Here is a 23,154-nt window from a genome sequence, read left to right as displayed (position 1 = left end):
GGGCCGGCCCGGGGCCCCCTCCGCCCCGGGGTGCCCCGCCGTGCCGGGGGCCGTGTCCCTCGCGCCGCCCACCAGCGGCGCACCCCCCTGGGGCCCCCCGCGGGGGGGGGCATTGTCCCCCCCCGCGACGGGTTTCCAGTGTTATGACCCGACTCCGCGACGTGCCGCTGTCCGTGCTCGACCTGGCCACCATCGGCAGCGGTTCGGACGCGTCGACGGCGCTGCGGAACACCACCGAGCTGGCCAGGCACGTGGAGCGCCTCGGCTACCGGCGGTTCTGGCTCGCCGAGCACCACAGCATGCCCGGCATCGCCAGCTCCGCGCCCGCCGTGCTGATCGGCCACGTCGCGTCGGCCACCTCCACGCTCCGCGTCGGCTCCGGCGGCGTGATGCTGCCCAACCACGCGCCGCTCGTCGTGGCCGAGCAGTTCGGCACGCTCACCGCGCTGCACCCGGACCGGATCGACCTCGGCATCGGCCGCGCGCCCGGCACGGACCAGAAGACCGCCCGCGCGCTGCGCCGGTCGACCGGCACGCTGTCGGCGGAGGACTTCCCGCAGCAGCTCACCGAGCTGATGGGCTACTTCGACGGCACCGAGGACATCACCGCCGTGCCCAGCACCGGCAACAAGCCGCCGGTGTGGCTGCTCGGTTCCAGCGGCTACAGCGCCCAGGTGGCGGGCATCCTCGGCCTGCCGTTCGCGTTCGCCCACCACTTCAGCGCGGAGAACACGCTGCCCGCGCTCGCGCTGTACCGGCAGAACTTCCGGCCGTCGACCGTGCTCCAGGAGCCGTACGCGATGGTCTGCGCGGCCGTGATCGCGGCCGACACCACCGAGCACGCGCAGTGGATCTCGGCCCCGGCCGGCCTGGCGTTCCTGCGGCTGCGCGGTGGCAAGCCCGGCCTGTTCCCCTCCCCGGAGGAGGCGGCCGCGTACGAGTACAGCGACATCGAGCGGATGTTCATCGAGGACCGCGCGTCGTCGATGGTGATCGGCGACCCGGCGACCGTGGACGCCGGCCTGGCCAAGCTGCTCGACGACACGCAGGCCGACGAGCTGATGATCACGACGATGGTGCACTCCAACGCGGACCGGATGCGGTCCTACGAGCTGGTGACCGAGCTGGCGGGTCGACCGGTCAGCGTGTGATCCACTAATCCGAACGGGTGATTCGAGGGCACGGGTGTAGCACCTGCCGCGCACCGCGCGATGTCGTAGTCGAGCGCGCACGCCCCCCGACGCGCTCAACTACTCCCGAGCCCTCGGGCCCGGAGTGAGCACGAAAATATCGGCCGCCGCCGCGATCGGTGTGGGTGGTGCCCCTGTGGCACCGCCCACGCCGTCGGCCGCTGGTCATCACGTCTTGGCCACAGCCAGGCACCAGGTGCGAATCAAGCACCGGAATCGGCCCCGCGCGTCCCGAAACACCGTCATGGTGGTGGCAGTCGCAGTCGCGCCCACCGCCGGGGCGGAAAGGGGAGTTCGTGAAGTTCGCCAAACTGGCCGTCGGCATCTGCCTGACCTTGGCCGTGGCGGGATGTGCGGGCGCCCCCGATCTCGTCAGCGCGCCCGCGGCCCAAGCCAACGAGAACCCCTCGGCCCGGCAGGGCGGCGTCGCGGACGCCCCCTCGGCCGCCCCGTACACCGCCTTCGGCGCGCAGCACGTGTGGACCAACGGACTGTCGATCACCATCGGCCAGCCGAAGACGCTGCAACCGAGTGAGACCGCGTTCCCCAAGGCCGCCCGCATGGCCGTGATCAGCGTGACGATCACCAACGGCAGCAAGACCGAGTACCGCCCCACCCAGCTGTCGATCCGCGCTCTCGCCGACGGCAAGCCGTCGCAGGAGGTCATCGACTCGGTCCAGGGCCTCAACGGCATCACCACCGCCGTCCACGAGCTCCCGCCCGGCCGGGACACCACGGTCACCTTCGCGTTCGCGGCCCCCAAGGACCCCGTGCGCCTCCAGCTGATCGTGGAACCCAACGGGGCGGACCAGGAGCCCAGCGCCACCTTCGAAGGCCAGGCCTGAGTACCGTCTGGTGACATGAGCGAGCAGAAGCGCCTCTCCCCCGGCGACCAGGCGCCGGCGTTCACCCTCCCCGACAGCGAGGGCAAGCCCGTCTCCCTGGCGGACTACCTGGGCCGATCCGTCGTCGTCTACTTCTACCCCGCGGCGAGCACGCCCGGCTGCACCAAGCAGGCGTGCGACTTCCGCGACAGCATCGGGTCGTTGGCCGAGTCGGGCTACGACGTCGTGGGCATCTCCCCGGACAAGCCCGCGAAGCTGGCCAAGTTCGCCGCCGCCGAGGAGCTGAACTTCCCGCTGCTGTCCGACGAGGACCGTTCGGTGCTGGCCGAGTGGGGCGCGTACGGCGAGAAGCAGAACTACGGCCGCACGGTCGTCGGCGTGATCCGCTCGACGTTCCTCGTGGACCCCGAGGGCAAGATCGCGAAGGCCATGTACAACGTCCGCGCCACCGGCCACGTCGCCAAGCTGCTGCGCGAACTGCCCGCCTGACCACCCGGTAGCCGCGCAGGAGGTACGAGTTGTCCGTGGGACGCGAGCACGGCCACTTCGGTGGGACGCCGAGGCCTCGCGGGTCGCAGAACGCGGTGATCGGCACCGTCGAGTACCTGGCGCTGCACGAGGACTCCGTGGCGCGCCTGGTCAACACCGCGCGGGCGGAGGCGGGCCTGCCTCCGCTGCGGCAGGACGACCGCCTGCGCGCGGCGGCCAGGGCGCACAGCAAGGACATGGCGGTGCGCGACTTCTGCGCGCACGTCACGCCGGACGGCGTGACGCCGCTCGACCGGATGCTCGCCGCCGGGTGCCCCACCCCCGGCGGCGAGAACGTCGCCACCGGTCAGGAGAACGCGCACGTCGTGATGCAGGCCTGGATGGACAGTCCGGGCCACCGCGCCAACGTGCTGAGCCCCTACTTCGCCATCATCGGGGTCGGCGCGTACTTCGGTCGCGGTGGCCCGTGCTGGACCCAGAACTTCGGCTACTGAGCCAGCGCCCGCAGGTTCGGCAGCAGCAGTCGGAGCGCCCGGCCGCGGTGCGACAGGGCGTCCTTCTCCGGCGGGGCCAGTTCGGCCGAGGTGACCTCGTGGCCCTCGGGCACGAAGATCGGGTCGTAGCCGAAGCCGTTGGCGCCCCGCATGGAGCGGATGATGGTGCCGCGCCACTCGCCGCGCACGACCGTGGACTCGCCGCCGGGCACCACGAGGGCCGCCGCGCACACGAACCCGCCGCCGCGGCGGTCGTCCGGGACGTCGCCGAGCTGCGCCAGTACCAGGTCCACGTTGGCCTGGTCGTCGCCGTGCCTGCCGGACCAGCGGGCCGACAGGACGCCGGGCATCCCGTTCAGCGCGTCGACGGCGATGCCCGAGTCGTCCGCCACGGACGGCAGGCCCGTCGCCTCGGCGGCGTCACGGGCCTTCGCCAGCGCGTTGCCCTCGAACGTCGGCTCGGTCTCCGGCGCCTCGGGGAACTCCGGCACGTCGTCGAGGCCGACGACCTCGATGCCGTCGAGGCCCTCGGCGGCCAGGATGCGGCGCAGCTCGCCGAGCTTCTTGGCGTTGCGGGACGCCAGCAGGAGCCTGGTCACGAGCGGGACTTCTTCGGCTTCGGCTCGGGCAGCACGCCGGGGTACGGCAGCGCCAGCGCCTCGGCCTGGAGGCGGTTCAGCTCGGCGCAGCCCTCCAGGGCGAAGTCGAGCATCTTGTCCAGCGTGGACCGGGCGAAGGTCGCGCCCTCGCCGGTGCCCTGCACCTCGATGAGCGTGCCCGCGTCGGTGGCGACGACGTTCATGTCGACCTCCGCGCGCGAGTCCTCCTCGTACGGCAGGTCCAGCCGCACGCGACCGTCCACAACGCCCACCGAGACGGCCGACACGGCGCACGCCAACGGCTTCGGGTCGGCCAGGCGGCCCGCGGCCCCCAGCCAGGTGATGGCGTCGGCCAACGCCACGTAACCGCCGGTCACGGCCGCGGTGCGGGTGCCGCCGTCGGCCTGGATCACGTCGCAGTCGATCACGATCGTGTTCTCGCCCAGCGCGGCGAGGTCGATGCACGCCCGCAGCGAGCGGCCGATCAGCCTGCTGATCTCGTGCGTCCGGCCGCCCACCCGGCCCTTCACGGCCTCGCGGTCGCTGCGGGTGTGGGTCGCGGAGGGGAGCATCGCGTACTCGGCGGTCACCCAGCCGAGACCGGAGCCCGCCCGCCACCTCGGCACGCCCTCGGTCACGCTCGCGGCGCACAGCACCCTGGTGTTGCCGAACTCCACCAGCACCGATCCCGCGGGCCACTGCTGGTAGCCGCGGGTGATCCGGATGTCGCGCAGCACGTCGTCGTTCCTGCCATCGGTCCTCAGCACGCCACTACCCTAAGGTGCTCGCCAGGTGAACCAAGGGACGGCCCACCGGCGTAGGGAGAGGCATGGCACTCGCAGACGACCTGGTGACGATCAACGGCATTCCGGCGCACCCCCTTCTGGTCCACGCCGTGGTGGTGCTGCTGCCGCTGGCTGCGCTCGGCGCGATCGCGCTGGCGGTCCGGCCGTCGTGGCGGCGCAAGTACTCGTGGCCGGTGCTCGGGCTGACGATCGTCGGCGTCGGGGCCGTGCCGCTGGCGCAGAAGGCGGGCGAGCAGCTGGAGGCGAAGCTCGCCGGGCTGGACAACCCGCTGATCGCGCGGCACGCGGACCTCGGCAACGACCTGCTGCCGTTCGCGCTGGGCTTCCTGGTGGCCGTGGTGCTGCTGGTCGTCGCGGGACGGCTGGCCGACCGCGAGGGCACGGCCGCGGCCGAGACGCCGGACATCCCGAAGACGTGGCGGCGCATCGCCATCGTGATGTCGGTGCTCGTGGTCCTGGCCGGGGTGGCCAGCACGGTGCAGGTGGTCCGCATCGGCGACAGCGGCGCGACGGCCGTCTGGAACGGCGTCGGCACCAGCTAGGTGGCGGTCCTGTCTAGGGCAGGGTCAGCGGCGCGGTCGCCGAGCGCTTCAACGTCCGCGTGACGGTGCACAGCTGCTCGACGGCCCGCCGCACGACCGTCTCCAGGGCGGCGCGCTGCGCGTCGTCCAACCCGGACAGGTCGTAGTCGAGCGAGACCGGCACCGTGGTCACCTCGTGGGCGCCTTCGACGCTCACGTGCTCGGCGTGCGCGGTGAACTCGCCGACCCGCCGGGTGAGCAGGGTCTCGGCGGTCACGGCCACGCAGCCCGCCGCGGCGGCCAGCAGGAGCTCCATCGGGCTGAAGGAGCCCTCCTGGTCCTTGCGCCCGATCCGGACCTCCGCGCCCCGCCCGTTGGTCGCGATGAACTCGTGCTCGCCCGCCTGGCGGACGTCAATGTTCGACACCCCTCGAAACTAGCTCACCCGCGCCGCCACGGGTTCGGGTCCGGGGCGGCGCGGGTGATTTTCACAGAGGGCCGGTTCGACGCGGTGGGCGCGAACAGGCACGCCGCGGCGAGCTAGTCGATGCGGTCGGCGGTGGCCTTCGCGAGCTTGCGGACGTACTCGATGTCGCCGCAGCCGTCGGCGATCCGCTCCTGCCGCTCCTCCAGGAAGTCCTTGCCCAGCTCCGCGCGGCGCTCGTCGGCGACCTCGGAGCGGGCGTCGTTGAGGATGGTGCGCTCCTCCTCGTCCACGTGGTGGTTGAGGGCCTCGACCAGTTCCTCGAGCTTGTCCTCCCACTCGTCGGACTCGGTGTCGGACACCTCCATCAGCGCGAGCAGGGCCTGGTGGCCTTCGGCGTGCTCCTCGGCGCCGTGGTCGACCTCGTGGTTGTCGACCTCCTTGTACCGCTTCAGCGCGGGGTAGACCTTGGTCTCCTCGGCTTCGGCGTGGGCGACGAGCAGTTCGGCGAGCTCGCCGAGGAGCGCGGTGCGGTCGGAGGTGCGGTCGCGCAGGTCGCGGAACAGCTCCTCGAACCGGCGGTGGTCGGCCAGGATCAGCTCGACGACGTCGGTGGCCATCTTCGTCCTCCAAGTGGTGGGTAGCTGCGGATACCCACCACCGGCGCTAGCCAATCCGGTGGCGCCCGCCCTGCCTCGCCAGTTCAGCCGGTCCGGTGAACGCGGTCCGCGCCTCGGCCAGCAGGGCGTCCGGGTCGTCCCACGGCGCGATGTGCGTGAGCAGCAGCCTGCCGACGCCCGCCTCTGCGGCCACCGCGCCCACCGGGCAGCCCGCCTCGGCCAGCAGCACGTCGACCCCCGCTGCCAGCCTCGGGTGGGCGCCGTAGGCGAGCGTGGCGCGCTCGGTGGCGATCCGGAACCCGAACGCCGAGCCGAGTGGCGCGGCGGTGATCTCGAACGGCCCTCGGCGGATCGGGCCCTCGGCGAGCGGCCGGAAGTCGAACACGTCGGACAGGTCCGTGACGACGAGCTCCTCGGCGTTCTCCGCGTACGCCCTGGCGAAGCGGTCCGGCGCCTCGGGGGGCGCGTGCACCTCCAGCCGCCGTTCGGCCGGGTCGTAGGGCGGGTGCGTGTGGTAGCGGCGCAGCACCGTCAACGCGGTCAGGTCGCTGCAGTGGTCCGGGCACAGCTGCGACAGCACGAGCGCGTCGATGGCGAACGGGTCGCACCGCGTCTGGAGCGCGGCGAGCACCCCGCTGCCGAAGTCGAGGACGAGGCGGAAGCCGTCGGCCTCCACGAGGTAGCCGGACGCCGCGGCGTTCGGCCCCGGCAACCGGCCTGAGCAGCCGAGGATGGTCAGGAGCACGCGTGCGAGCCTCGCACGTCACCCCATCGCGTGAAACGCGGAAACACCCAGTTGGGGTAGGAACCTTCGGGCCAGCCTGGTGAACGACTCCAGGTCGCCGGTGCAGCTGAACAGCTGGTCGGGTTCACCCTCGCGGAACTCGTCGCGCTCGGTGAGCACCCGCATGACGTCCTTGACCGTCTCCTCGGCGCTGGACACGAGGGTCACCCGCTCGCCCATCACGATCTGGATCACGCCGGTCAGCAGCGGGTAGTGCGTGCAGCCGAGCACGAGGGTGTCCACGTCGGCCCGCTGCAACGGCTCCAGGTAGCCCTGGGCGAGGTTGAGGACCTGGCGGCCGGACGTGGTGCCGCGCTCGACGAAGTCGACGAACCGCGGGCACGCCACGGCCGTGACCTCGACGTCGCGGGCCGCGGCGAACGAGTCCTGGTACGCGCCGGAGGTGATCGTGCTGACCGTGCCGATGACGCCGATCCGGCCGGTGCGGGTGGTGGCGACCGCCCGCCGCACGGCGGGGACGATCACCTCGACCACGGGCACGTCGTAGCGCTCGCGGGCGTCCCGCAGGCAGGCGGCGGACGCGGTGTTGCAGGCCATCACGATCATCTTCGCGCCATCGGCCACGAGCCGGTCGCACAGCGCCAGCGCGTGCTTGCGCACGTCCGCGATGGGCAGGGGGCCGTACGGGCCGTTCAGCGTGTCGCCGATGTACCTGATCCGCTCGGCGGGCAGCTGGTCCATGATCGCCCGCGCGACGGTGAGCCCGCCGCCGCCGGAGTCGAAGATGCCGATCGGGGCGTCCGCGGAAGTCACATCGTCAGACTAGCCGGCGTCGACGTGGTGACCCGGCGGGAGTCCCTGGCCACGCCCCACGCGGCGAGGACGCCGCCGAGCGCGCCGAACAGGTGGCCCTCCCAGGAGACGCCGGGCTGGCCGGGCAGCACGCCCCACAGCGCCCAGCCGTAGGCGGCGAACACCAGCACGGCCACCACGATCTGCCACGGGGCGCGCGCGAAGATGCCGCGGACCAGCAGGAACGCCAGGTAGCCGAAGATCAGCCCGGACGCGCCGATGTGGCTGGCAGGCGAGCCGACGAGCCAGATGCCGAGCCCGCTCGTCAGCCAGATCACCACCGTGACCTGCGTGAACTGCTTCAGCCCTCCCGAGGTGGCGAGGAAGCCGAGCACCAGCAGCGGCACGGCGTTGCCGGTCAGGTGGCCCCAGTTCGCGTGCAGCAGCGGGTACCAGATCAGGTTGTCCCACTGGCTGAAGTCGCGCGGGATCACCCCGTCGTTGTCGAGGGTGTGGCCGAGCGCGGTGTCGACCCCCTCGATCACGAAGAGGAGCGCGACGAACCCGGCCACGACGGCAGCCGACAGCAGCGGCTGCGGCGGGATGATCCGCTTGGAGAGCTGCTTCGGCGCCTGCACGCTGGTCGTGTCCACCCCCCAAGGTTACGTGCGGGAACAGGAAAAAGGGGCCGTCCGCTTAAGGTGGGCCGGTGTCGATCGACGTAGCGGTGCGCATCCAGGCCGAACTGGGCGAAGGACCTACCTGGGACCGGGCGAGCTCCACCCTGCTGTGGGTGGACGTGCTGGCGGGCGAGGTGCACCGGTACGCGCCCGCGCGGGACGACGACGCGGTGCTCGTGCTGCCGCAGCACGTCGGCGCCGCGAAGCCCCGCGCGATGGGCGGGCTGGTGGCGAACCTGCGCGACGGGATCGCGCTGGTCGACCGCGACGGGGCCAAGACGTGGCTCGTCTACTGGGCGCGGGACGGGGTCCGCGGCAACGACGCGGCGGTCGACCCGGCGGGCCGGTTGTGGGCGGGCACCATGCGCTACGACACGGCTCCCGGCGGCGGCTGGCTGGCGCGCGTCGAGCCGACCGGCGCCGCGAAGGTGGTGCTCGACGACGTGACCATCAGCAACGGCATCGGCTGGAGCCCGGACGGCACGCGGATGTACTACATCGACACCCCGGAGCAGCGGATCGACGTGCTCGATTACGACGTCGACACCGGCGAGGCCACCGGGCGGCGGCCGCTGTGCGCGGTGGAGGGCACGCCGGGCAGCCCGGACGGGTTGACGGTCGACGCGGACGGCTGCGTGTGGGTGGCGCTGTGGGGTGGCGCGGCCGTGCGCCGGTACACCCCGGAGGGCGTGCTGGACCGGGTGATCGCCTTGCCCGTGGACCAGCCGACGGCGTGCTGCTTCGGCGGCGAGGACCTGACCGACCTGTACGTGACGTCCGCGCGGACGGGCCTGGACGAGGCGGAGCTGGCGGCGCGCCCGCTGTCCGGCTCGGTGCTGGTCCTGCCCGGTCTCGGCGTCGGCCTGCCGTCGACGGCGTTCGCGGGCTGAGACCCACTCGAAGACCTCCGGCGGACGAGCGCGGCCGTCGGAATAGTTGACACTGACTAGTTGAACATGGATAGTCGATCCTAACTACGAGATGAGGATGTCGTGGCGAAGCGGCGCAAGGTCTCCAACCCGCTCGCACTGGCGGTGCTGGCCCAACTGCTGATGGGGCCGACCCACCCGTACGAGATCGGGCGGCGGCTGACCGTCCAGGACAAGGGTCGCAACATCAAGTACACCCGCGGCTCGCTGTACATGGTGGTGGAACAGCTGGTCAAGGCCGGTTTCGTCGCCGAGGACGGCACGGTCCGCGACACCCAGCGACCCGAGCGGACGATCTACGCGCTCACCGAGGACGGCAGGGCCGAGCTGTACGACTGGCTGCGGGACCTGGTCGCCCGACCGGAGCACGAGTTCCCGAAGTTCGGCGTCGCGCTGTCGCTGCTGGTGGTGCTCTCGCCCGCCGACGCGGTGGACCTGCTCGGCCGTCGCCTGGTGGCGCTGACCGAGGAGACCGACCAGATCCGCGCCGACGTCAAGGCGTCCGTCGACGGCGGCCTGGCGTGGGTGTTCGTCGTCGAGGAGGAGTACCGCCTCGCGGTGCTCGACGCCGAGGCGCGGTTCGTCACGACCCTCATCACGCAGCTCGAGAAGCCGGAGTACGTCCGGATGTGGCAGGAGATGTTCCAGGGGGAGACATGACAGGCATACGAACGGCGCTGGTCGTCGGCGGTGGGCTCGCGGGCCCGGTCACGGCGTTGGCGCTGCGCAAGGCGGGGATCGAGGCGACCGTGGTCGAGGCGTACCCGACGACCGCCGACGGCCTCGGCGGCCAGCTCACGGTGGCGCCCAACGGGTTGGACGCGCTGGAGGTCGTCGGCGCGCGGGAGGCCGTGGAGGCGGTCGGGCTGCCGATGCGGCGCACGGTCATGGCCAACGGTCGCGGCAAGGTGCTCGTCGAGTTCGAGGCGCTGCCGGACCTGCCGCCGAGCCGCACGCTGTGGCGGTCCGCGCTGTACCGGGCGCTGCACGACCACGCGGCGGCCGAGGGCGTGGTCACCGAGCACGGCAAGCGGCTCGTGGGCGTGGACGAGGAGCCGGACGGGATCACCGCCCGGTTCGCCGACGGCAGCACGGCCACGGCCGACGTCCTGGTCGGCGCGGACGGCGTCGACTCCACCGTGCGGCGGCTGATCGACCCGGCCGCGCCCGGCCCTTCGCACGTGCCGCTGCTCAACTTCGGGGCGGTGGCGGACATCGCGGTCGACACCGCGCCGGACACCACGTGCTTCGTCTTCGGCAGGCGGGCGTTCCTCGGCTACTGGATCCAGCCCGACGGCCGCACGTCGTGGTTCGGCAACCTGCCGCACCAGGCGAGGATGACGTCCGCCGAGGCCAGGGCCGTGCCGTCCGAGGAGTGGCTGCGGCGGTTGCGCGAGGTCTACGCCGACGACGTGCCGGGCCGGGAGTTGTTGGCGCACACCGATCCCGCGCAGCTGTCCGCGTTCGGGTCCGTGCAGATCATGCCCGCGCTGCCCGCGTGGCACCGCGGCCGGATGGTGCTCGTCGGCGACTCGGCGCACGCGCCGTCGCCCAGTTCCGGCCAGGGCGCGTCGCTGGCGGCCGAGAGCGCGGTGCAGCTCGCCCGGTGCCTGCGGGACCTGCCGGACGTGCCGAGCGCGTTCGCCGCGTACGAGGAACTGCGGCGGCCACGCGTGGAGAAGGTCGCCGCGCGTGCCGCGAAGACCAACAGCAGCAAGGGTTTCGGGCCCGTCGCCAGCGCGCTGATGGGTGTGATGATGCCGTTGGCGATGAAGACGTTCCTCACGCCGGAGAAGATGCTCGGCCTGGAGCAGCGCCACCACATCGACTGGCGGGAACCCGTCGCGGTGTGACGGCTAGACGTCGTAGACGGCGTCCTGCTCGACCAGCGAGGTGGGGCCGGGGAACACGCTGGACGCGTCGGCGAACACGGCGTCGCGGTCGGACCAGGGCAGCACGTGCGTGAGCAGCAACCGCCGCACGCCCGCCTCCACCGCGACGCCCGCCGCCTCCCGCCCGCTCATGTGCAGGTTGTCCGGCCGCGCCCCGCGGTCCGGCCACGCCGTGTCGGCCAGCAGCACGTCCGCTCCCCTGGCCAGCTCGACCAGCTCGGGGCACGCGGCCGTGTCGCCGGAGAACACCATCGACCGGCCGCCGTGCTCGACGCGGAACCCGTAGGCCTCGCAGATGTGCCGCATCGGGGCGACCGTGACGGTGCACGGCCCGAGCCGGAACGTCCCCGGCCGCAGGGTGGTGAACGCGAACACGTCCTCCACCGACTCCGGTTCGGCGCGGCTGGCGGCGTGCGCGTTCGCCAGCCGCTCCGCCGCGCCGGTCGGGGCGTGCACGGGCAGCCGCCGGACGCGGGGGTCGTACGGCGGGCGCGGGTGGCGGCGGCGGTAGGTCGTGAGGGCGGCGAAGTCCGCGCAGTGGTCGAGGTGCAGGTGCGACAGCAGCAGCGCGTCCACGTCGAACGGCGAGCAGTGCGTCTGGAGCTTGCCGAACGTGCCCGCGCCGAGGTCGAGCACGAGCCGGAACCCGTCGGCTTCCACGAGGTAGCCCGACGTCGGGAGATCCGGGCCGGGCACGCTGCCCGAGCAGCCCAGCACGGTGATCTTCACCGGAGGAGGATAACCGGTTGGTCAGGCCCAGAGGTGGCCGTCGAGCCGCTCCGACGCCTCGTCGAGCGTGCCCGCGTACGCGCCCGTGGACAGGTACTTCCAGCCGCCGTCCGCCACGATGAACACCACGTCAGCGGGTTCGCCCGCCCCCGCGGCCTTCTCGGCGACGGCCAGCGCCGCGTGCAGGATCGCGCCGGTGGAGATGCCCGCGAAGATGCCTTCGGTTTCCAGCAGCTGCCTGGTCCGGCGCAGGGCGTCGTACGAGCCGACCGAGTACCGGCCGGTGAGCACGGACGCGTCGTACAGCTCCGGCACGAACCCCTCTTCGAGGTTGCGCAGGCCGTAGACCAGCTCGCCGTACCGGGGCTCGGCGGCGACGACCTGCACGTCCGGCTTGTGCTCTCGCAGGTAGCGGCCGACGCCGACCAGCGTGCCCGTCGTGCCGAGGCCCGCGACGAAGTGCGTGATCGTCGGCAGGTCGCGCAGGATCTCCGGCCCGGTGCCGTTGTAGTGCGCGAGCGCGTTCGCCGGGTTGCCGTACTGGTAGAGCATCACCCAGTCCGGGTTCTGCTTCGCCAGCTCCTTGGCGGTCGCCACGGCCTGGTTCGAGCCGCCCGCGGCGGGCGAGTAGACGATCCTCGCCCCGTACGCGGCCAGCAGCTGCTTGCGCTCGGTGGACGTGTTCTCCGGCATCACGCAGACCAGGCCGTAGCCCTTGAGCTTGGCGGCCATGGCCAGCGAGATGCCGGTGTTCCCGGATGTCGGCTCCAGGATCGTGCAGCCCGGCGTGAGCAGCCCGTCCCGCTCCGCCGCCTCGATCATGGCCAGCGCGGGCCGGTCCTTGATCGAGCCGGTCGGGTTGCGGTCCTCGAGCTTCGCCCAGATGCGGACGTCCTCCGACGGCGACAGCCGGGGAAGGCCGACCAGCGGGGTGTCGCCGAGCGCGTCGAGCAGCGAGTCGTACCGGGCCACGGTGGGTCAGCCGCCCGCGACGGCCGGGAGGATCGTCACGTTGTCGCCGTCCTTGACGGCGGCCTCGAGACCACCGGAGAAGCGGACGTCCTCGTCGTTGACGTAGACGTTCACGAACCGGTGCAGCGAGCCCTCCTTGACCAGGCGCGACTTCAGGCCGCCGTGGTTGGCCTCCAGGTCGTCGATGACCTGGGCGAGGGTCGTGCCCGCGGCCTCGACGGACTTCTGCCCGCCGGTGTGGGTGCGCAGGATGGTGGGGATGGAGACGGTGACAGCCATGCGGAACCTCCGTGAAGGGGCGGGATGACGAACGAGCGGAGAAGCGCTCAGGAGCCGTCGGGGGTGTCGTCCACCCCGGTGTGCGCGAACATGTACGACTCGACGACCTGCACCGGCTCCTCGGTCACCACGCCGTCCACGATCCGGTACGAGCGCAGCTCGTGCTCCTCCGGGTCCGCGGTGCCGATCAGCACGTAGTGGGCGTCCGGCTCCTGGGCGAAGGAGATGTCGGTGCGCGACGGGTACGGCTCGGTGGCCGTGTGCGAGTGGTACACGACCACCGGCACCTCGTCGTTGCGCTCCATCTCCCGGTGCACCTGGAGCTGCTCGGTCGCGTCGAAGCGGTAGAAGGTCGGCGAGCGCTCGGCGTTCAGCATGGGGACGAACCGCTCCGGGCGGTCCGATCCCTCGGGGCCCGCGATCTGCCCGCAGGCCTCATCCGGGTGGTCACGACGGGCGTGCGCCACCATCGCGTCCACCAGGTCACGGCGAATCACCAACACGCGTCCATCCTACGTGGTGGGGGAAGCGCTCCCGCCTTGTGAGAACCCGCACTACGCGGGTGCGAGCAGGTCCGCCGCGGCGGTGCACAGGCGGTCGAGGTCGACCGGCGAGGCGAGGGCGTGCCGCCCGGTGGCGAGGGCGAACACCGTGGCCGGGCCGCGGTGGCCCGCGCGGACCAGGCCGTCGTGGGCGGAGATCGCGATCCGGCGACACTCGGCCTTGGTCAGCACGGCGTCCGTGGCGACGACCCCCACGCCTCCCAGCGCGAACCCGCCGATGACGTGCTCGCCGACGCTGGTGGAGGTGCCGAGGTCGACCGGGGTCCCGCAGGCGGCGTACCCGTCGTCCGAGGTCGACGGGGTTCCGCCGGGCACGACGGCGGCGGGCACGACGGCGGCGGGCACGAGCGGCACGACCTGGTGCGGCTCGGGGCCGACCGGGAAGCCGTGGTTGCGCTCGGCGAGCCAGCGGACGACGCCGTCCACGGCGGCCAGGCCTCGCGGACCGCCGGAGGGCACGCACACGGCGTGGATCTGCTGGACGAGGTTCGGCGGGTCGAGCAGGTCGAGTTCACGGGTGCCGAGCGGCGCGCCGCGCGTCTCCACGCCCGCCACCGCTCCCTGCGGGACCAGCAGCACGGTCACGCCGCCGGAACGACCTCCGGTCGTTCCGGGGATCACGACATGACGGCTTCGACGAGCGTCTCCTGCACCCACGTGAGCCAGTGGTAGACGCCGAGGTGCGGCGAGCGCGGGTCGTCCGGCGGGAGTTCCTCGGGCATCTCGTCGTTCACGTCGAGCGCCGTGCCCAGCGCGAGCCGCACGTCGTTGAGCGACGCCAGCCACGCCTCCGCCTGGTCGGGCCGCAGCCGGACCTCGCCGCCGTCCGGCGGGCAGGTCTCCAGCACGACGCCCGCGACCCCGGTCTTGAGGTCCAGCAGCTCCGGCTCGTGCAGCGAGCGCAGCGCGGCGGCCGAGTCGAGGTCGCCGGGGTCGGGCGCGTCCGGGTCGAGGCGGTGGAAGTCCGGCAGCAGCCTGCTCAGGATCGGGTCGTCCGGCGCGGTCGACGGCCCCGTGCGGATGCCGGTCAGCTCGGACAGCTCGTCCTGCGGCGCTTCCTCGGCCCGTGCCATCAGCATGTCCTGGATCTGGCTGACCAGACCGCGCACGACCGCCGCCTCCTGGCGGTCGAAGCGGCCGACGACGGCGTCCCCGTCCCGGCTCCACTTCTTCACGAGGCGCGCTGCATGGTCGCCCAGAGGCCCGCGGCGTGCAGCTTCTTCACGTCCACCTCGACCTTGTCCTTGGTCCCCGAGGACACGATCGCGCGACCCTTGTGGTGCACGTCCAGCATCAACTTGGTCGCCTGGTCCTTGCTGTAGCCGAACAGCTTCTGGAACACGTACGTCACGTAGGACATCAGGTTCACCGGGTCGTTCCAGACGACGGCCTGCCATGGCCTGTCCTCGGCGCGGACCTCCACGCCTGCCGGCTCCACCTGCGTCCGCTCGTGCTCGACGGGCGTGGTCATACCGCCAATGGTGTCATGGTCCACGCCCGCGCGGTGCTCCGAGGTCGCCCGTTCCCGCGAGGCGCGCGGGCGCGACCGGGATCACAGCCGCCCGCCCGGCGATAAGGCACGGCTAAACCAGCCTCATGATCAGCCCAAGACGCGAATAACTCTTGATCGAGCACTGGAACCGGACCGGGGAGGCCCGCCAGCATCGAGGTCGTCCGCACCGGCACGCCCCGACGCAGGAGACCCCGACCACCCCATGACCGACCTCTCCACCCGCACCGCGACCCAGGCCGACCTCGACGCCTACCTGGCGCTGCAACGCCACTGCTGGGGCGACCTCGCCACCCCCGAGGACCAGGCGCGCAGCCGGTTCGACCTGCACCTCGACGGGATCCTCCTCGCCGAGGAAGCCGGTCACGCGGTGGGCGCGGTGACGCTCGTCCGGCTCGCGGAGTACGACGAGCACGCCCCCAAGTCGTGGAGCGAGACCACCGGCGACGGCTGGGGCACCACCCACGTGCCGGACGGCCCGGTCGTGTTCGGCGTGGACCTCTCGGTCCGCAGGCCGTCGGTCGGCCGCCCGCTGCTCGCCGCGGCCGCGCGGTTCGCCGCCACCGAGGGCGCGACCGCGCTCGTGTGGGGCGGCCGGATGCCGGGCTACGCGAGCTACCACGCCGCGAACCCCGACGTCGACGCGGACAAGTACCTCTGGATGACCACCCCGGCGGGCAGGCACCTCGACTGGCAGGTCAGGCGGTGCGCGGAGGCCGTTCCGGGCGTCGAGGTGCTGCGGGCGATCCCGAACTACGCCCACGACCCCGAGTCGCTGGACCACGGCGTCCTGCTCCGGATCCGGGTCGCCGCGAGCCGACCGGGGCCAGTGGCGCACCCCATAGGCCCATCTCCTGCGAGGTCGCGCGGGGCCAGCCTAGGCTCCTGACCATGTCGACAGCGCTGCTCACCGACCACTACGAGCTGACGATGCTGGCCGCCGCGTTGCGCGACGGCACGGCGGACCGGCCGTGCGTCTTCGAGGTGTTCGCCCGCAGGCTGCCGGAGGGCAGGCGCTACGGCGTGGTCGCCGGGACGGGTCGGCTGCTCGACGCGATCCGCGACTTCCGGTTCGGCGAGGCGGAGCTGACGCGGCTGGCCGAGGCGAACGTCGTGGACGAGCGGACGCTGGCGTGGCTCGCGGACTACCGGTTCACCGGCGAGGTCGACGGCTACCCCGAGGGCGAGCTGTACTTCCCCGGCTCGCCGATCCTGTCGGTGCGGGCGTCGTTCGGCGAGGGCGTGGTGCTGGAGACGCTGGCGCTGTCGATCCTCAACCACGACAGCGCCATCGCGTCGGCCGCGGCCCGCATGGTCGGCGCCGCCAACGGCCGCCGGATGATCGAGATGGGGTCCCGCCGGACGCACGAGGAGGCCGCCGTGTCCTCCGCGCGGGCCGCCTACCTGGCCGGGTTCACCGCCACCTCGAACCTGGAGGCCGGGCGCAGGCACGGGATCCCGACCGCGGGCACGTGCGCGCACGCCTTCACGCTGCTGCACGACACCGAGGAGGAGGCGTTCCGCAGCCAGGTCGAGGCCCTCGGCGCGGACACCACCCTGCTGGTCGACACCTACGACATCACCAACGGCATCGCGCTCGCGGTCCAGGCCGCGGGCCCCGAGCTGGGCGCCGTGCGGATCGACTCCGGCGACCTGGGCGTGCTCGCCCGCCAGGCCCGCGAGCAGCTGGACTCGCTGGGGGCCAAGAACACCCGGATCGTCGTGTCCGGCGACCTGGACGAGTACTCGATCGCCGCGCTGCGGGCCGAGCCGGTGGACGCCTACGGCGTGGGCACGTCGCTGGTGACCGGGTCCGGCGCGCCGACCGCGGGCATGGTCTACAAGCTCGTCGAGGTCGACGGCCGCCCGGTCGCGAAGCGCAGCTCGCACAAGGAGTCGCGCGGTGGCCGCAAGGGCGCGTTGCGCAAGCACAAGGACACGGGGACCGCGCTGGAGGAGGTCGTGTACCCGTTCGGCGAGCAGCCCGAGGCCGACGAGCACGACCGCCTGCTGCAGATCCCCCTGTTGCGCGATGGACAGCCCACCGCCGAGGTGCCCACGCTGGCCCGGAGCCGCGAACGCTTGCGCGCGGCGCTCGTCAGCGTGCCGTGGGAAGGCCTGAAGCTGTCCCGCGGCGAGCCCGCCATCCCGACCACCTTCCTCTAGAGGAGCGCACCCGGTGACCAAGGCACTGATCGTCGTGGACGTGCAGAACGACTTCTGCGAGGGCGGTTCGCTCGCCGTGACCGGCGGGGCCGCCGTGGCGGCGGCGGTGTCCGCGCACATCGCGGCGGGCGGGTACGACCACGTCGTGGCCACCAGGGACTACCACGTGGACCCCGGCGGGCACTTCAGCGAGACGCCGGACTACGTCGACTCGTGGCCGGTGCACTGCGTCGCGGGCACGCCGGGCGCGTCGTTCCACCCCGAGTTGGACGTCACGGCCGTGCAGGCGGTGTTCTCCAAGGGCGCGTACGAGGCCGCCTACTCCGGGTTCGAGGGCAGCAGCGGCACCGGCGAGCAGCTCACGGACTGGCTGCGGGTGCGGGACGTGGACCAGGTCGACGTGGTCGGCATCGCGACCGACCACTGCGTGCGGGCGACCGCGATCGACGCGGCCCAGGCCGGGTTCGCGACGACCGTGCTGCTGGACCTCACGGCAGGCGTCTCCGCGGCCACCGTGGAGGGCGCTCTGGCGAAGCTGCGCGACGCGGGGGTCGTCCTGCGCGGAGACCCCCGCGTCGGCTGACCTACGGGGTCGGCGAGCAGGCGGCCGAGCCGAGCACGACCTCACCGCTCACGCTCGCCTCCGGCGTGAAGCGGAAGTGCACGGCGTTGATGGCGAGCCCGCCGTCGTTCGGCTCGGGCAGGACGACCTCGCTGAACGTCACGTTCGCGAGCACGACGCCCTTCTTCGACTTGACCTGGTGCACGTAGTTCGTCGGGATCTGCGTCGGCAGGTCGGTGAAGCCGGAGAGCCCGCCGAGCTGCCAGCCCGCGTTCGTCCCCTTCTCCGTGCCGACGCACAAGGCCTTCCAGGACCCGATCTTGAGCCGCGGTCCGCCGTCGGAGACGAGCGCGGACAGCTCGAAGCCCTGGCCGTTCGCCTCGGACGTCGTCTCGGTGCGGTCGTCCGCGACGGGCTTCGTCGTGCACGACGACGTGCCGCCGCCGAACTGGACGTCCGGCTGGTCGGTCACCGCGGGCGCGGAGCTCGACGTCGGGCCCTCGACGGAGCACGACGCCTGCGTCGGCACCGAGTTGGTCCTGCCGTCCTTCGTGAACTCGACGAAGCCCAGGGACGCGGTCCCCGCCGGGCTCGCGGCCAGCGCGGGCGCGGCCGACACGACCAGTCCGGTGACGATCCCCGCGGCCACCACTCCCGCACGGCGTGCGGTGGTGCTGTTCATCTGGTGTTCCCCTTCCACAGTTTCCCCCGAAGTGCCGCTCCGGTCCCGAACGCCGAGCACCGGCGGCTCCCACCCCTGTCGCATGATCGATCGGGATGGGCCCGCCGGTACCAGCTCGGCACCCCATGTCACTCGTTGGAGGAACTGCACTACCCAACCGAGTTCACAGCGAGCTGGTGGTCACGATTCGCGTCCGAGTGCGCCGTGGATGATCACCCCGCCTTCCGGTCGTGCCGCACGGGCTTCCTCATCCGCTGACGACGAGCTGGTCGCGCCAGCGGATCGGCTTGGTGACGGGGACGAGCCCCAGCAGGCGCTCCAGCGCGGTCCGCACCCGGCCCGCCGCGAGGCCGTCGCCGAAGGGGTTGCGGCCCAGCGGGAGCCGCAGCCGCGAGCCGAGCACCCAGCCCGCCTCGGCCAGGATGCGGGTCGGGTCGGTGCCGACCACCCACGCGCTGCCGGCGTCGACGGCGGCCATCCGCTCGGTCGAGTCGCGCAGCACCAGCACCGGGACGCCGAACGACGGGGCCTCCTCCTGGATGCCGCCGGAGTCGGTCAGCACGAGCGCGGCGCGCACCAGCGCGCGGACCAGGTCGGAGTAGTCCAGCGGCTCGGTGATGACGATCCGGCGGTGGCCGCCGAGCACCTCGCGGACCTGCGCGCGGACCACCGGGTTCGGGTGCGCGGGCAGCAGGACCAGCACGTCGGGGTGCCGGTCGGCGATGGAGCGCACGGCCGTGAGCACGCGGTGCAGCGGCGCGCCCCACGACTCGCGGCGGTGCACGGTGACCAGCACGAGCCTGCCGCCGGTCGCGTCCAGCTCCTCCTCCATCGCGGCGAGGTCCGGGTCCTTCGCGGGCAGCCCGGCGGCGGCGACCCGCAGCACGGCGTCGACGACGGTGTTGCCGGTGACCACGATGTCGCTGCCCGGCGGGCGTTCCGCGCTCAACGCGCTGGCCGCCTCGTCCGTGGGCGCGAGGTGCAGGGAGGCGATCCGGGAGATCATCTGCCGGTTCCCCTCCTCGGGGAACGGCCCGGCCAGGTCACCGGTCCGCAGCCCGGCCTCCAGGTGCGCCACGGGCGTCCCGCGCCAGAACGCGGCGAGCGCGCCCGCCAACGCGGTCGACGTGTCGCCCTGCACCACGACGGCGGCGGGCGCGCGTTCGGCCAGCACCCGGTCGAACGCGGGCAGCAGCCCCGCGATCAGCTCCGCCTGCCCGCCGCTCGCGCGCGGCACGTCCAGCACCACGTCCGGCGCGAGCCCGAACGCCGCCAGCGCCTGGCCGACCATCTCGGCGTGCTGTCCGCTGTGGACGATCGTCGGCCGGAGCACCGGGTGGTCCGCCAGCGCGAGCGCGACGGGCGCGATCTTCACCGCTTCGGGCCTCGTACCGGCCAGCAGCAGGATTTCCTTGGTCACCGTTCTCCTCTCGGGGGTGCGGACTCCTCCGGCGGGGGCGGGCCGGAGGAGTCCGCTGGCTAACGGGGCTGGGTCCGACGCCTGCGGGCCGCGTGCCGCAGCAGGACGCCCGCCGCCAGCAGCACCAGCGCGGCGGCGATCCACCAGGTGAGGCCCGCGCCGGTCGCCGCGAGCGACCCGACGCCGGTGCCGACGGCCACTCCGCTGCCGGGGACCTTGTACACGGTGTTCTCCCTGGTCCGGTCAGTGCGCGAGCAGCGAGGTGGACCGGTGCCTGCGGATCGCGACGACCCCGACGGGGACCGCGCTGACCGCCAGCAGGCCGAGGCCGATCCAGAGGCCCGCGCCGGACGCCAACGGGATGGGCAGGCCAGCGGGACCGCAGGTGGCGGACGAGAGCACGACGTCGCCCGTGCCGATCGAGCCGAGGACACCGCCGACCAGCCGGAGGTGCACGGCGTTGACGGTCAGGCTGCCGTCGGCGTTGTGGACCTGCTCGTTGAAGGTGATCCGGGCGATGTCGACCCCGACCAGTTCCACGTCGACCTCGGTGTCCGGCGCGGGGTCGGTGGTGACGACGCCAAGCTTGCCGAGGTCGGCCCCGACGAGCTTCGCCTTGCCGGACAAGCCCTTCTGCGTGGCCTCGCAGTCGGCTTCGGCGAGGGCGAGGGAGATCCCGCCGGTCACGGACTTGAGCAGGTCGAGCTTGACGTCGGCGGTGCTCGCCTTGGCGTACACGCCGCCGGTCTTGTCGTCGCGCGAGGCGGAGGTGTTGACGGCCCCGGTCTTGAGCACCTCGGGCAGCTCGACGCTGACGAAGGTGTTGGTGGTCGGCCCGTTCGCGTCCGCGGCGGCGAACGGCCCCGCCGACGCGGCCTTGCTCCCCAGCAACGACAGCGCCAGCTTGACGCCGGTGGCCGAGGCGTCCCCCGGCGCCGCCGAGGCGGGCGCCGCGCCGAGCAGCAGCGCGGCGACGGCCGCCAGCACGGCAAGGCCGCCTCGGCGCGTCAGGGTCGACGCACGGTCAGGACGAACACTCATCGAACTTCCTTTCCCACTTCCGGTGAGCCCGGACACGGGTGGTCCCGAGTCGAATCGCGACCGGGGCAGCGCCCTCCACAAGTCGTGTGGCCGGACAACTCACCATCGGCGGACACCCCGACGGATTAAGGGTTGCTGACCGTAAGGAGTGACGACCTACACCCACTTCGCCCAATCGGGACCACTCAAAGTCGATTTGTCGCCCGACTCAGCGGGATTCGGTCACCCGATCCGGGGGTGCTGAGCGCCTTCAGGCAGGCCGATGGCCATTCAGTAGCTCTTCTGGGCACTCTCCAATGGCTGAAAGGAACCAGGGGTGGCGCTCGTCAGTTCCCCGCCGGTCCGTCGCTCCGCCCTGCCGAGCCGGGTGGTCGTGATCGCCCTCCTCGGCGCCGCCACCGCCTTGGTCCTCGCCAACCAGGCCTACCGCAACGCCGAGATCACCCTGTCCGGCTTCCTGATCGGCGTCGTCGGCTCCGACGGCGTCGCCGTGGTGCCGGACCGCCAGACCGTGTACTTCGGCCTCGGCTCGGACACCCCGCTCGGCCTGCGCATGACCCCGGAGTGCACGTCCGCGTTCCTGGTGCTGCCGCTGCTGGTCATCGGGGCCGTGATGGTCGCGCTGCGTCCCCGCATCACCCGCCGAGTGCTCCTCGCGCTGGCGGCCGCGTCGGTGGCGGTGGTCGTCGTCAACCAGCTCCGCGTCCTCAGCCTCGTCGGACTGGTGGAGTGGCTGGGCACGGACGCCGGCTACTACTGGGGCCACACCCTCCTGGGCTCGATGGTCAGCGTGTTCGGCGGCGCGGCCGCGCTCGTCCTGTTCGTCCGGCTGGCCACCCGCCGATGAGCCTGGACGTGCTCCTGGGCTTCACCCAGGCGTTGGCGCTGACCATGTCCGTGGCGTTCCTGACGTACGTGCTGCTGATCGTCGTCCCGTACCTGCGCCACCGACCGGCCCCGGTCGGCTCGTCGACCGCGTTCGAGTGGCACTTCCTCGTCCCGTGCCGCGACGAGGAGGCCGTCATCGGCGACACCATCGCCTACCTGCGGATGACCTTTCCGATCGCGCACGTGTGGGTGGTCGACGACGACTCCGACGACGGCACCGCGGCCGCCGTCCAGGCGTGGCTGGACGGCGGCGACAACCACGTCCACCTGGTCCGGCGCGCCCTCCCGCACGCCAGGACCGGCAAGGGCGACGCCCTCAACGACGCCTACCGCACGCTCAAGCTGTGGATGGGCAGGCACTCCGACCCGGACCGCGCCATCGCCGTCGTTGTCGACGCCGACGGCAGGCCGGCTGCCAACTGCCTCGAGGTCTGCGCCGCCGACCACCTCTTCGGCACCCCCACGATGGGGGCGGTCCAGGTGGACGTCCGCATGCTCAACACCGGCGTACGCCAGCCCGGTGTCACCCGCTGGCGCAAGACGTTCGGCGCTGCCCTCGTCCGCATGCAGGACCTGGAGTTCCGCACCGCCATCGCCGCGATCCAGATGTCCAGGGGCGTGACCGGCACCATCTCCATGGGCGGCAACGGCCAGTTCACCAGGCTGTCGGCGTTGGACTCCATCGCGGGCCCCACAGCCCAACCGTGGCGCGGCTCCCTCCTCGAAGACTTCGAACTGGGCGTCCACCTCCTCACCGCGGGCTGGCGCACCGGCTTCAGCAGGGACACCCACGTCCACCAGGAGGGCCTCTACAGCCTCCGCCGCTTCCTGGCCCAACGAACCCGTTGGGGCCAGGGCACCATGCAGTGCATGCGCTACCTGCGCCACATCTGGGCCTCCGACCACCTCTCCACGTTGGGCGCGGCCGAAATGCTCTACTACCTGGCCCAACCGTGGATGCAACTACTGGGCACCCTCGTCTACCCCATCCCCCTGATCCTCTTGGCCCACCGCGCGGCGGTGAACCCGACCGAGGTGTGGACCTGGTTCACCGAGGGCGCCTGGATCCTCTTCACCGTCTACGGAGCCTTCGGCCTGCTCCCGTTCCTCATCTGGGGCCCCGTCTACCGAGCCCGCTGCGAACCGGCGGTCTCCCTCCCCCGCTCCATCGCCTACGGCTTCGGCTACGCCCTGTACATCTACACCTTCTACATCACGTCATGGCGCGCCCTGATCCGCCTGCTCCGCGGCGACAACACGTGGACGAAAACCCGCCGCAACACCGAAGCCCCCGCCCGCTAACGGTCACGGTCCGC

At 72.4% G+C, this 23,154-nt stretch carries 31 protein-coding genes; 13 read left to right on the top strand and 18 right to left on the bottom strand.

Features of this window, described 5'->3' with window-relative positions; translation table 11 throughout:
* The first annotated feature begins 143 nt into the window (after positions 1–143).
* The 4 genes from ACFWW9_RS17950 to ACFWW9_RS17935 all read left to right on the top strand — a co-directional run bounded on the left by ACFWW9_RS17950 (position 144) and on the right by ACFWW9_RS17935 (position 3,018).
* Complete coding sequence (locus tag ACFWW9_RS17950) at positions 144–1,151, top strand: LLM class flavin-dependent oxidoreductase (protein ID WP_390378430.1); 1,008 nt, start codon at positions 144–146, stop codon at positions 1,149–1,151.
* A gap of 335 nt (positions 1,152–1,486) precedes the next feature.
* Positions 1,487–2,035, top strand: a complete 549-nt coding sequence (locus tag ACFWW9_RS17945) for a hypothetical protein (protein WP_390378427.1) — start codon at positions 1,487–1,489, stop codon at positions 2,033–2,035.
* Positions 2,036–2,050: 15 nt separating this feature from the next.
* A complete protein-coding gene (gene bcp, locus ACFWW9_RS17940) occupies positions 2,051–2,524 on the top strand; it encodes a thioredoxin-dependent thiol peroxidase (RefSeq protein ID WP_390378424.1) in 474 nt (157 codons plus the stop codon).
* Positions 2,525–2,559: 35 nt separating this feature from the next.
* The gene (locus ACFWW9_RS17935; protein ID WP_390378466.1) at positions 2,560–3,018 is read left to right on the top strand and encodes a CAP domain-containing protein; all 459 of its coding nucleotides are present in this window, start codon (positions 2,560–2,562) and stop codon (positions 3,016–3,018) included.
* Here the strand turns inward: ACFWW9_RS17935 and rdgB are convergent.
* Together rdgB and rph are read right to left on the bottom strand one after the other, a co-directional pair.
* Positions 3,012–3,617: an RdgB/HAM1 family non-canonical purine NTP pyrophosphatase gene (rdgB, locus tag ACFWW9_RS17930; protein WP_390378421.1), complete on the bottom strand. Its 606-nt coding sequence runs from the start codon at positions 3,615–3,617 to the stop codon at positions 3,012–3,014. The genes ACFWW9_RS17935 and rdgB overlap by 7 nt on opposite strands.
* On the bottom strand, positions 3,614–4,384 hold the full coding sequence (gene rph, locus ACFWW9_RS17925; protein WP_390378418.1) for a ribonuclease PH: 771 nt from the start codon (positions 4,382–4,384) through the stop codon (positions 3,614–3,616). The genes rdgB and rph overlap by 4 nt, the downstream gene beginning before the upstream one ends.
* 62 nt (positions 4,385–4,446) lie before the next feature.
* Between rph and ACFWW9_RS17920 the strand changes: the two genes are divergently transcribed.
* Positions 4,447–4,965, top strand: a complete 519-nt coding sequence (locus tag ACFWW9_RS17920; protein ID WP_390378415.1) for a DUF2231 domain-containing protein — start codon at positions 4,447–4,449, stop codon at positions 4,963–4,965.
* A gap of 13 nt (positions 4,966–4,978) precedes the next feature.
* Here ACFWW9_RS17920 and ACFWW9_RS17915 read toward each other — a convergent pair whose 3' ends face one another.
* The 5 genes from ACFWW9_RS17915 to ACFWW9_RS17895 all read right to left on the bottom strand — a co-directional run bounded on the left by ACFWW9_RS17915 (position 4,979) and on the right by ACFWW9_RS17895 (position 8,178).
* Positions 4,979–5,371, bottom strand: coding sequence for an OsmC family protein (locus tag ACFWW9_RS17915; RefSeq protein ID WP_390378412.1), 393 nt, complete (start codon positions 5,369–5,371; stop codon positions 4,979–4,981).
* A 113-nt stretch (positions 5,372–5,484) separates the two neighbouring features.
* Positions 5,485–5,988, bottom strand: a complete 504-nt coding sequence (locus ACFWW9_RS17910; RefSeq protein ID WP_390378409.1) for a hemerythrin domain-containing protein — start codon at positions 5,986–5,988, stop codon at positions 5,485–5,487.
* 46 nt (positions 5,989–6,034) lie between these two features.
* Positions 6,035–6,733, bottom strand: a complete 699-nt coding sequence (locus ACFWW9_RS17905; RefSeq protein ID WP_390378406.1) for an MBL fold metallo-hydrolase — start codon at positions 6,731–6,733, stop codon at positions 6,035–6,037.
* Positions 6,734–6,751: 18 nt separating this feature from the next.
* Positions 6,752–7,546 carry a glutamate racemase gene (murI, locus tag ACFWW9_RS17900; protein ID WP_390378403.1) on the bottom strand — a complete coding sequence of 265 codons (795 nt, stop codon included), beginning with the start codon at positions 7,544–7,546 and terminating at the stop codon, positions 6,752–6,754.
* A complete protein-coding gene (locus ACFWW9_RS17895) occupies positions 7,543–8,178 on the bottom strand; it encodes a rhomboid family intramembrane serine protease (RefSeq protein ID WP_390378400.1) in 636 nt (211 codons plus the stop codon). The genes murI and ACFWW9_RS17895 overlap by 4 nt, the downstream gene beginning before the upstream one ends.
* 56 nt (positions 8,179–8,234) lie before the next feature.
* On the opposite strand from ACFWW9_RS17895, the gene ACFWW9_RS17890 reads away from it, so the two are divergent.
* From ACFWW9_RS17890 to ACFWW9_RS17880, 3 genes are all read left to right on the top strand, one after another.
* A complete protein-coding gene (locus ACFWW9_RS17890) occupies positions 8,235–9,095 on the top strand; it encodes an SMP-30/gluconolactonase/LRE family protein (RefSeq protein ID WP_390378397.1) in 861 nt (286 codons plus the stop codon).
* Between the two features lie 102 nt (positions 9,096–9,197).
* A complete protein-coding gene (locus ACFWW9_RS17885; protein ID WP_390378393.1) occupies positions 9,198–9,794 on the top strand; it encodes a PadR family transcriptional regulator in 597 nt (198 codons plus the stop codon).
* Entirely contained in the window at positions 9,791–10,987 is a 1,197-nt protein-coding gene (locus ACFWW9_RS17880; protein WP_390378390.1) for an FAD-dependent oxidoreductase, read from the top strand. The genes ACFWW9_RS17885 and ACFWW9_RS17880 overlap by 4 nt, the downstream gene beginning before the upstream one ends.
* Positions 10,988–10,990: 3 nt before the next feature.
* On the opposite strand, the gene ACFWW9_RS17875 is transcribed toward ACFWW9_RS17880, so the two are convergent.
* From ACFWW9_RS17875 to clpS, 7 genes are read right to left on the bottom strand one after another with little or no spacing between them, the layout of a single operon-like run.
* Positions 10,991–11,755 carry an MBL fold metallo-hydrolase gene (locus ACFWW9_RS17875; RefSeq protein ID WP_390378387.1) on the bottom strand — a complete coding sequence of 255 codons (765 nt, stop codon included), beginning with the start codon at positions 11,753–11,755 and terminating at the stop codon, positions 10,991–10,993.
* A gap of 21 nt (positions 11,756–11,776) precedes the next feature.
* Entirely contained in the window at positions 11,777–12,727 is a 951-nt protein-coding gene (locus ACFWW9_RS17870; RefSeq protein WP_390378384.1) for a PLP-dependent cysteine synthase family protein, read from the bottom strand.
* A 6-nt stretch (positions 12,728–12,733) separates the two neighbouring features.
* Positions 12,734–13,006 carry a MoaD/ThiS family protein gene (locus ACFWW9_RS17865; protein WP_315921889.1) on the bottom strand — a complete coding sequence of 91 codons (273 nt, stop codon included), beginning with the start codon at positions 13,004–13,006 and terminating at the stop codon, positions 12,734–12,736.
* A 47-nt stretch (positions 13,007–13,053) separates the two neighbouring features.
* Positions 13,054–13,509, bottom strand: a complete 456-nt coding sequence (locus ACFWW9_RS17860) for a Mov34/MPN/PAD-1 family protein (RefSeq protein ID WP_390378380.1) — start codon at positions 13,507–13,509, stop codon at positions 13,054–13,056.
* Between the two features lie 51 nt (positions 13,510–13,560).
* Positions 13,561–14,154 (bottom strand): P1 family peptidase, encoded by a 594-nt coding sequence (locus ACFWW9_RS17855; RefSeq protein WP_390378377.1) that lies wholly within the window; start codon positions 14,152–14,154, stop codon positions 13,561–13,563.
* Between the two features lie 32 nt (positions 14,155–14,186).
* Entirely contained in the window at positions 14,187–14,744 is a 558-nt protein-coding gene (locus ACFWW9_RS17850; RefSeq protein WP_390378374.1) for a DUF2017 domain-containing protein, read from the bottom strand.
* On the bottom strand, positions 14,741–15,040 hold the full coding sequence (gene clpS / locus ACFWW9_RS17845; protein ID WP_390378371.1) for an ATP-dependent Clp protease adapter ClpS: 300 nt from the start codon (positions 15,038–15,040) through the stop codon (positions 14,741–14,743). Before clpS ends, ACFWW9_RS17850 begins: the two co-directional genes overlap by 4 nt.
* A 244-nt stretch (positions 15,041–15,284) precedes the next feature.
* On the opposite strand from clpS, the gene ACFWW9_RS17840 reads away from it, so the two are divergent.
* Genes ACFWW9_RS17840 through ACFWW9_RS17830 form a run of 3 tightly spaced genes read left to right on the top strand, consistent with a single transcriptional unit; the run spans position 15,285 to position 17,828 of the window.
* A complete protein-coding gene (locus ACFWW9_RS17840; RefSeq protein WP_390378369.1) occupies positions 15,285–15,968 on the top strand; it encodes a hypothetical protein in 684 nt (227 codons plus the stop codon).
* Positions 15,969–15,970: 2 nt separating this feature from the next.
* Positions 15,971–17,245 carry a nicotinate phosphoribosyltransferase gene (locus ACFWW9_RS17835; protein WP_390378366.1) on the top strand — a complete coding sequence of 425 codons (1,275 nt, stop codon included), beginning with the start codon at positions 15,971–15,973 and terminating at the stop codon, positions 17,243–17,245.
* A gap of 13 nt (positions 17,246–17,258) precedes the next feature.
* Positions 17,259–17,828, top strand: coding sequence for an isochorismatase family protein (locus ACFWW9_RS17830; RefSeq protein WP_390378363.1), 570 nt, complete (start codon positions 17,259–17,261; stop codon positions 17,826–17,828).
* 1 nt (position 17,829) lies between these two features.
* Here the strand turns inward: ACFWW9_RS17830 and ACFWW9_RS17825 are convergent, their stop codons facing one another.
* From ACFWW9_RS17825 to ACFWW9_RS17810, 4 genes are all read right to left on the bottom strand, one after another.
* Positions 17,830–18,489: a hypothetical protein gene (locus ACFWW9_RS17825; RefSeq protein ID WP_390378360.1), complete on the bottom strand. Its 660-nt coding sequence runs from the start codon at positions 18,487–18,489 to the stop codon at positions 17,830–17,832.
* A gap of 247 nt (positions 18,490–18,736) precedes the next feature.
* Positions 18,737–19,909 (bottom strand): non-hydrolyzing UDP-N-acetylglucosamine 2-epimerase, encoded by a 1,173-nt coding sequence (gene wecB, locus ACFWW9_RS17820; RefSeq protein WP_390378357.1) that lies wholly within the window; start codon positions 19,907–19,909, stop codon positions 18,737–18,739.
* Between the two features lie 59 nt (positions 19,910–19,968).
* The gene (locus tag ACFWW9_RS17815; RefSeq protein ID WP_390378354.1) at positions 19,969–20,133 is read right to left on the bottom strand and encodes a peptidase; all 165 of its coding nucleotides are present in this window, start codon (positions 20,131–20,133) and stop codon (positions 19,969–19,971) included.
* 19 nt (positions 20,134–20,152) lie between these two features.
* Positions 20,153–20,950 carry a choice-of-anchor P family protein gene (locus tag ACFWW9_RS17810; RefSeq protein ID WP_390378351.1) on the bottom strand — a complete coding sequence of 266 codons (798 nt, stop codon included), beginning with the start codon at positions 20,948–20,950 and terminating at the stop codon, positions 20,153–20,155.
* Positions 20,951–21,266: 316 nt separating this feature from the next.
* On the opposite strand from ACFWW9_RS17810, the gene xrtP reads away from it, so the two are divergent.
* Both xrtP and ACFWW9_RS17800 read left to right on the top strand, forming a co-directional pair.
* On the top strand, positions 21,267–21,797 hold the full coding sequence (xrtP, locus tag ACFWW9_RS17805; RefSeq protein ID WP_390378348.1) for an exosortase P: 531 nt from the start codon (positions 21,267–21,269) through the stop codon (positions 21,795–21,797).
* Entirely contained in the window at positions 21,794–23,140 is a 1,347-nt protein-coding gene (locus ACFWW9_RS17800) for a glycosyltransferase family 2 protein (RefSeq protein ID WP_390378345.1), read from the top strand. The genes xrtP and ACFWW9_RS17800 overlap by 4 nt, the downstream gene beginning before the upstream one ends.
* Positions 23,141–23,154: the final 14 nt, after the last annotated feature.

Origin of the sequence: Umezawaea sp. NPDC059074, from assembly GCF_042738955.1 — a bacterium.
Classification (GTDB): Bacteria; Actinomycetota; Actinomycetes; order Mycobacteriales; family Pseudonocardiaceae; genus Umezawaea.
Note: the sequence above shows the minus strand (reverse complement) of the source record. Positions and strands in the feature narration are given on the sequence as shown.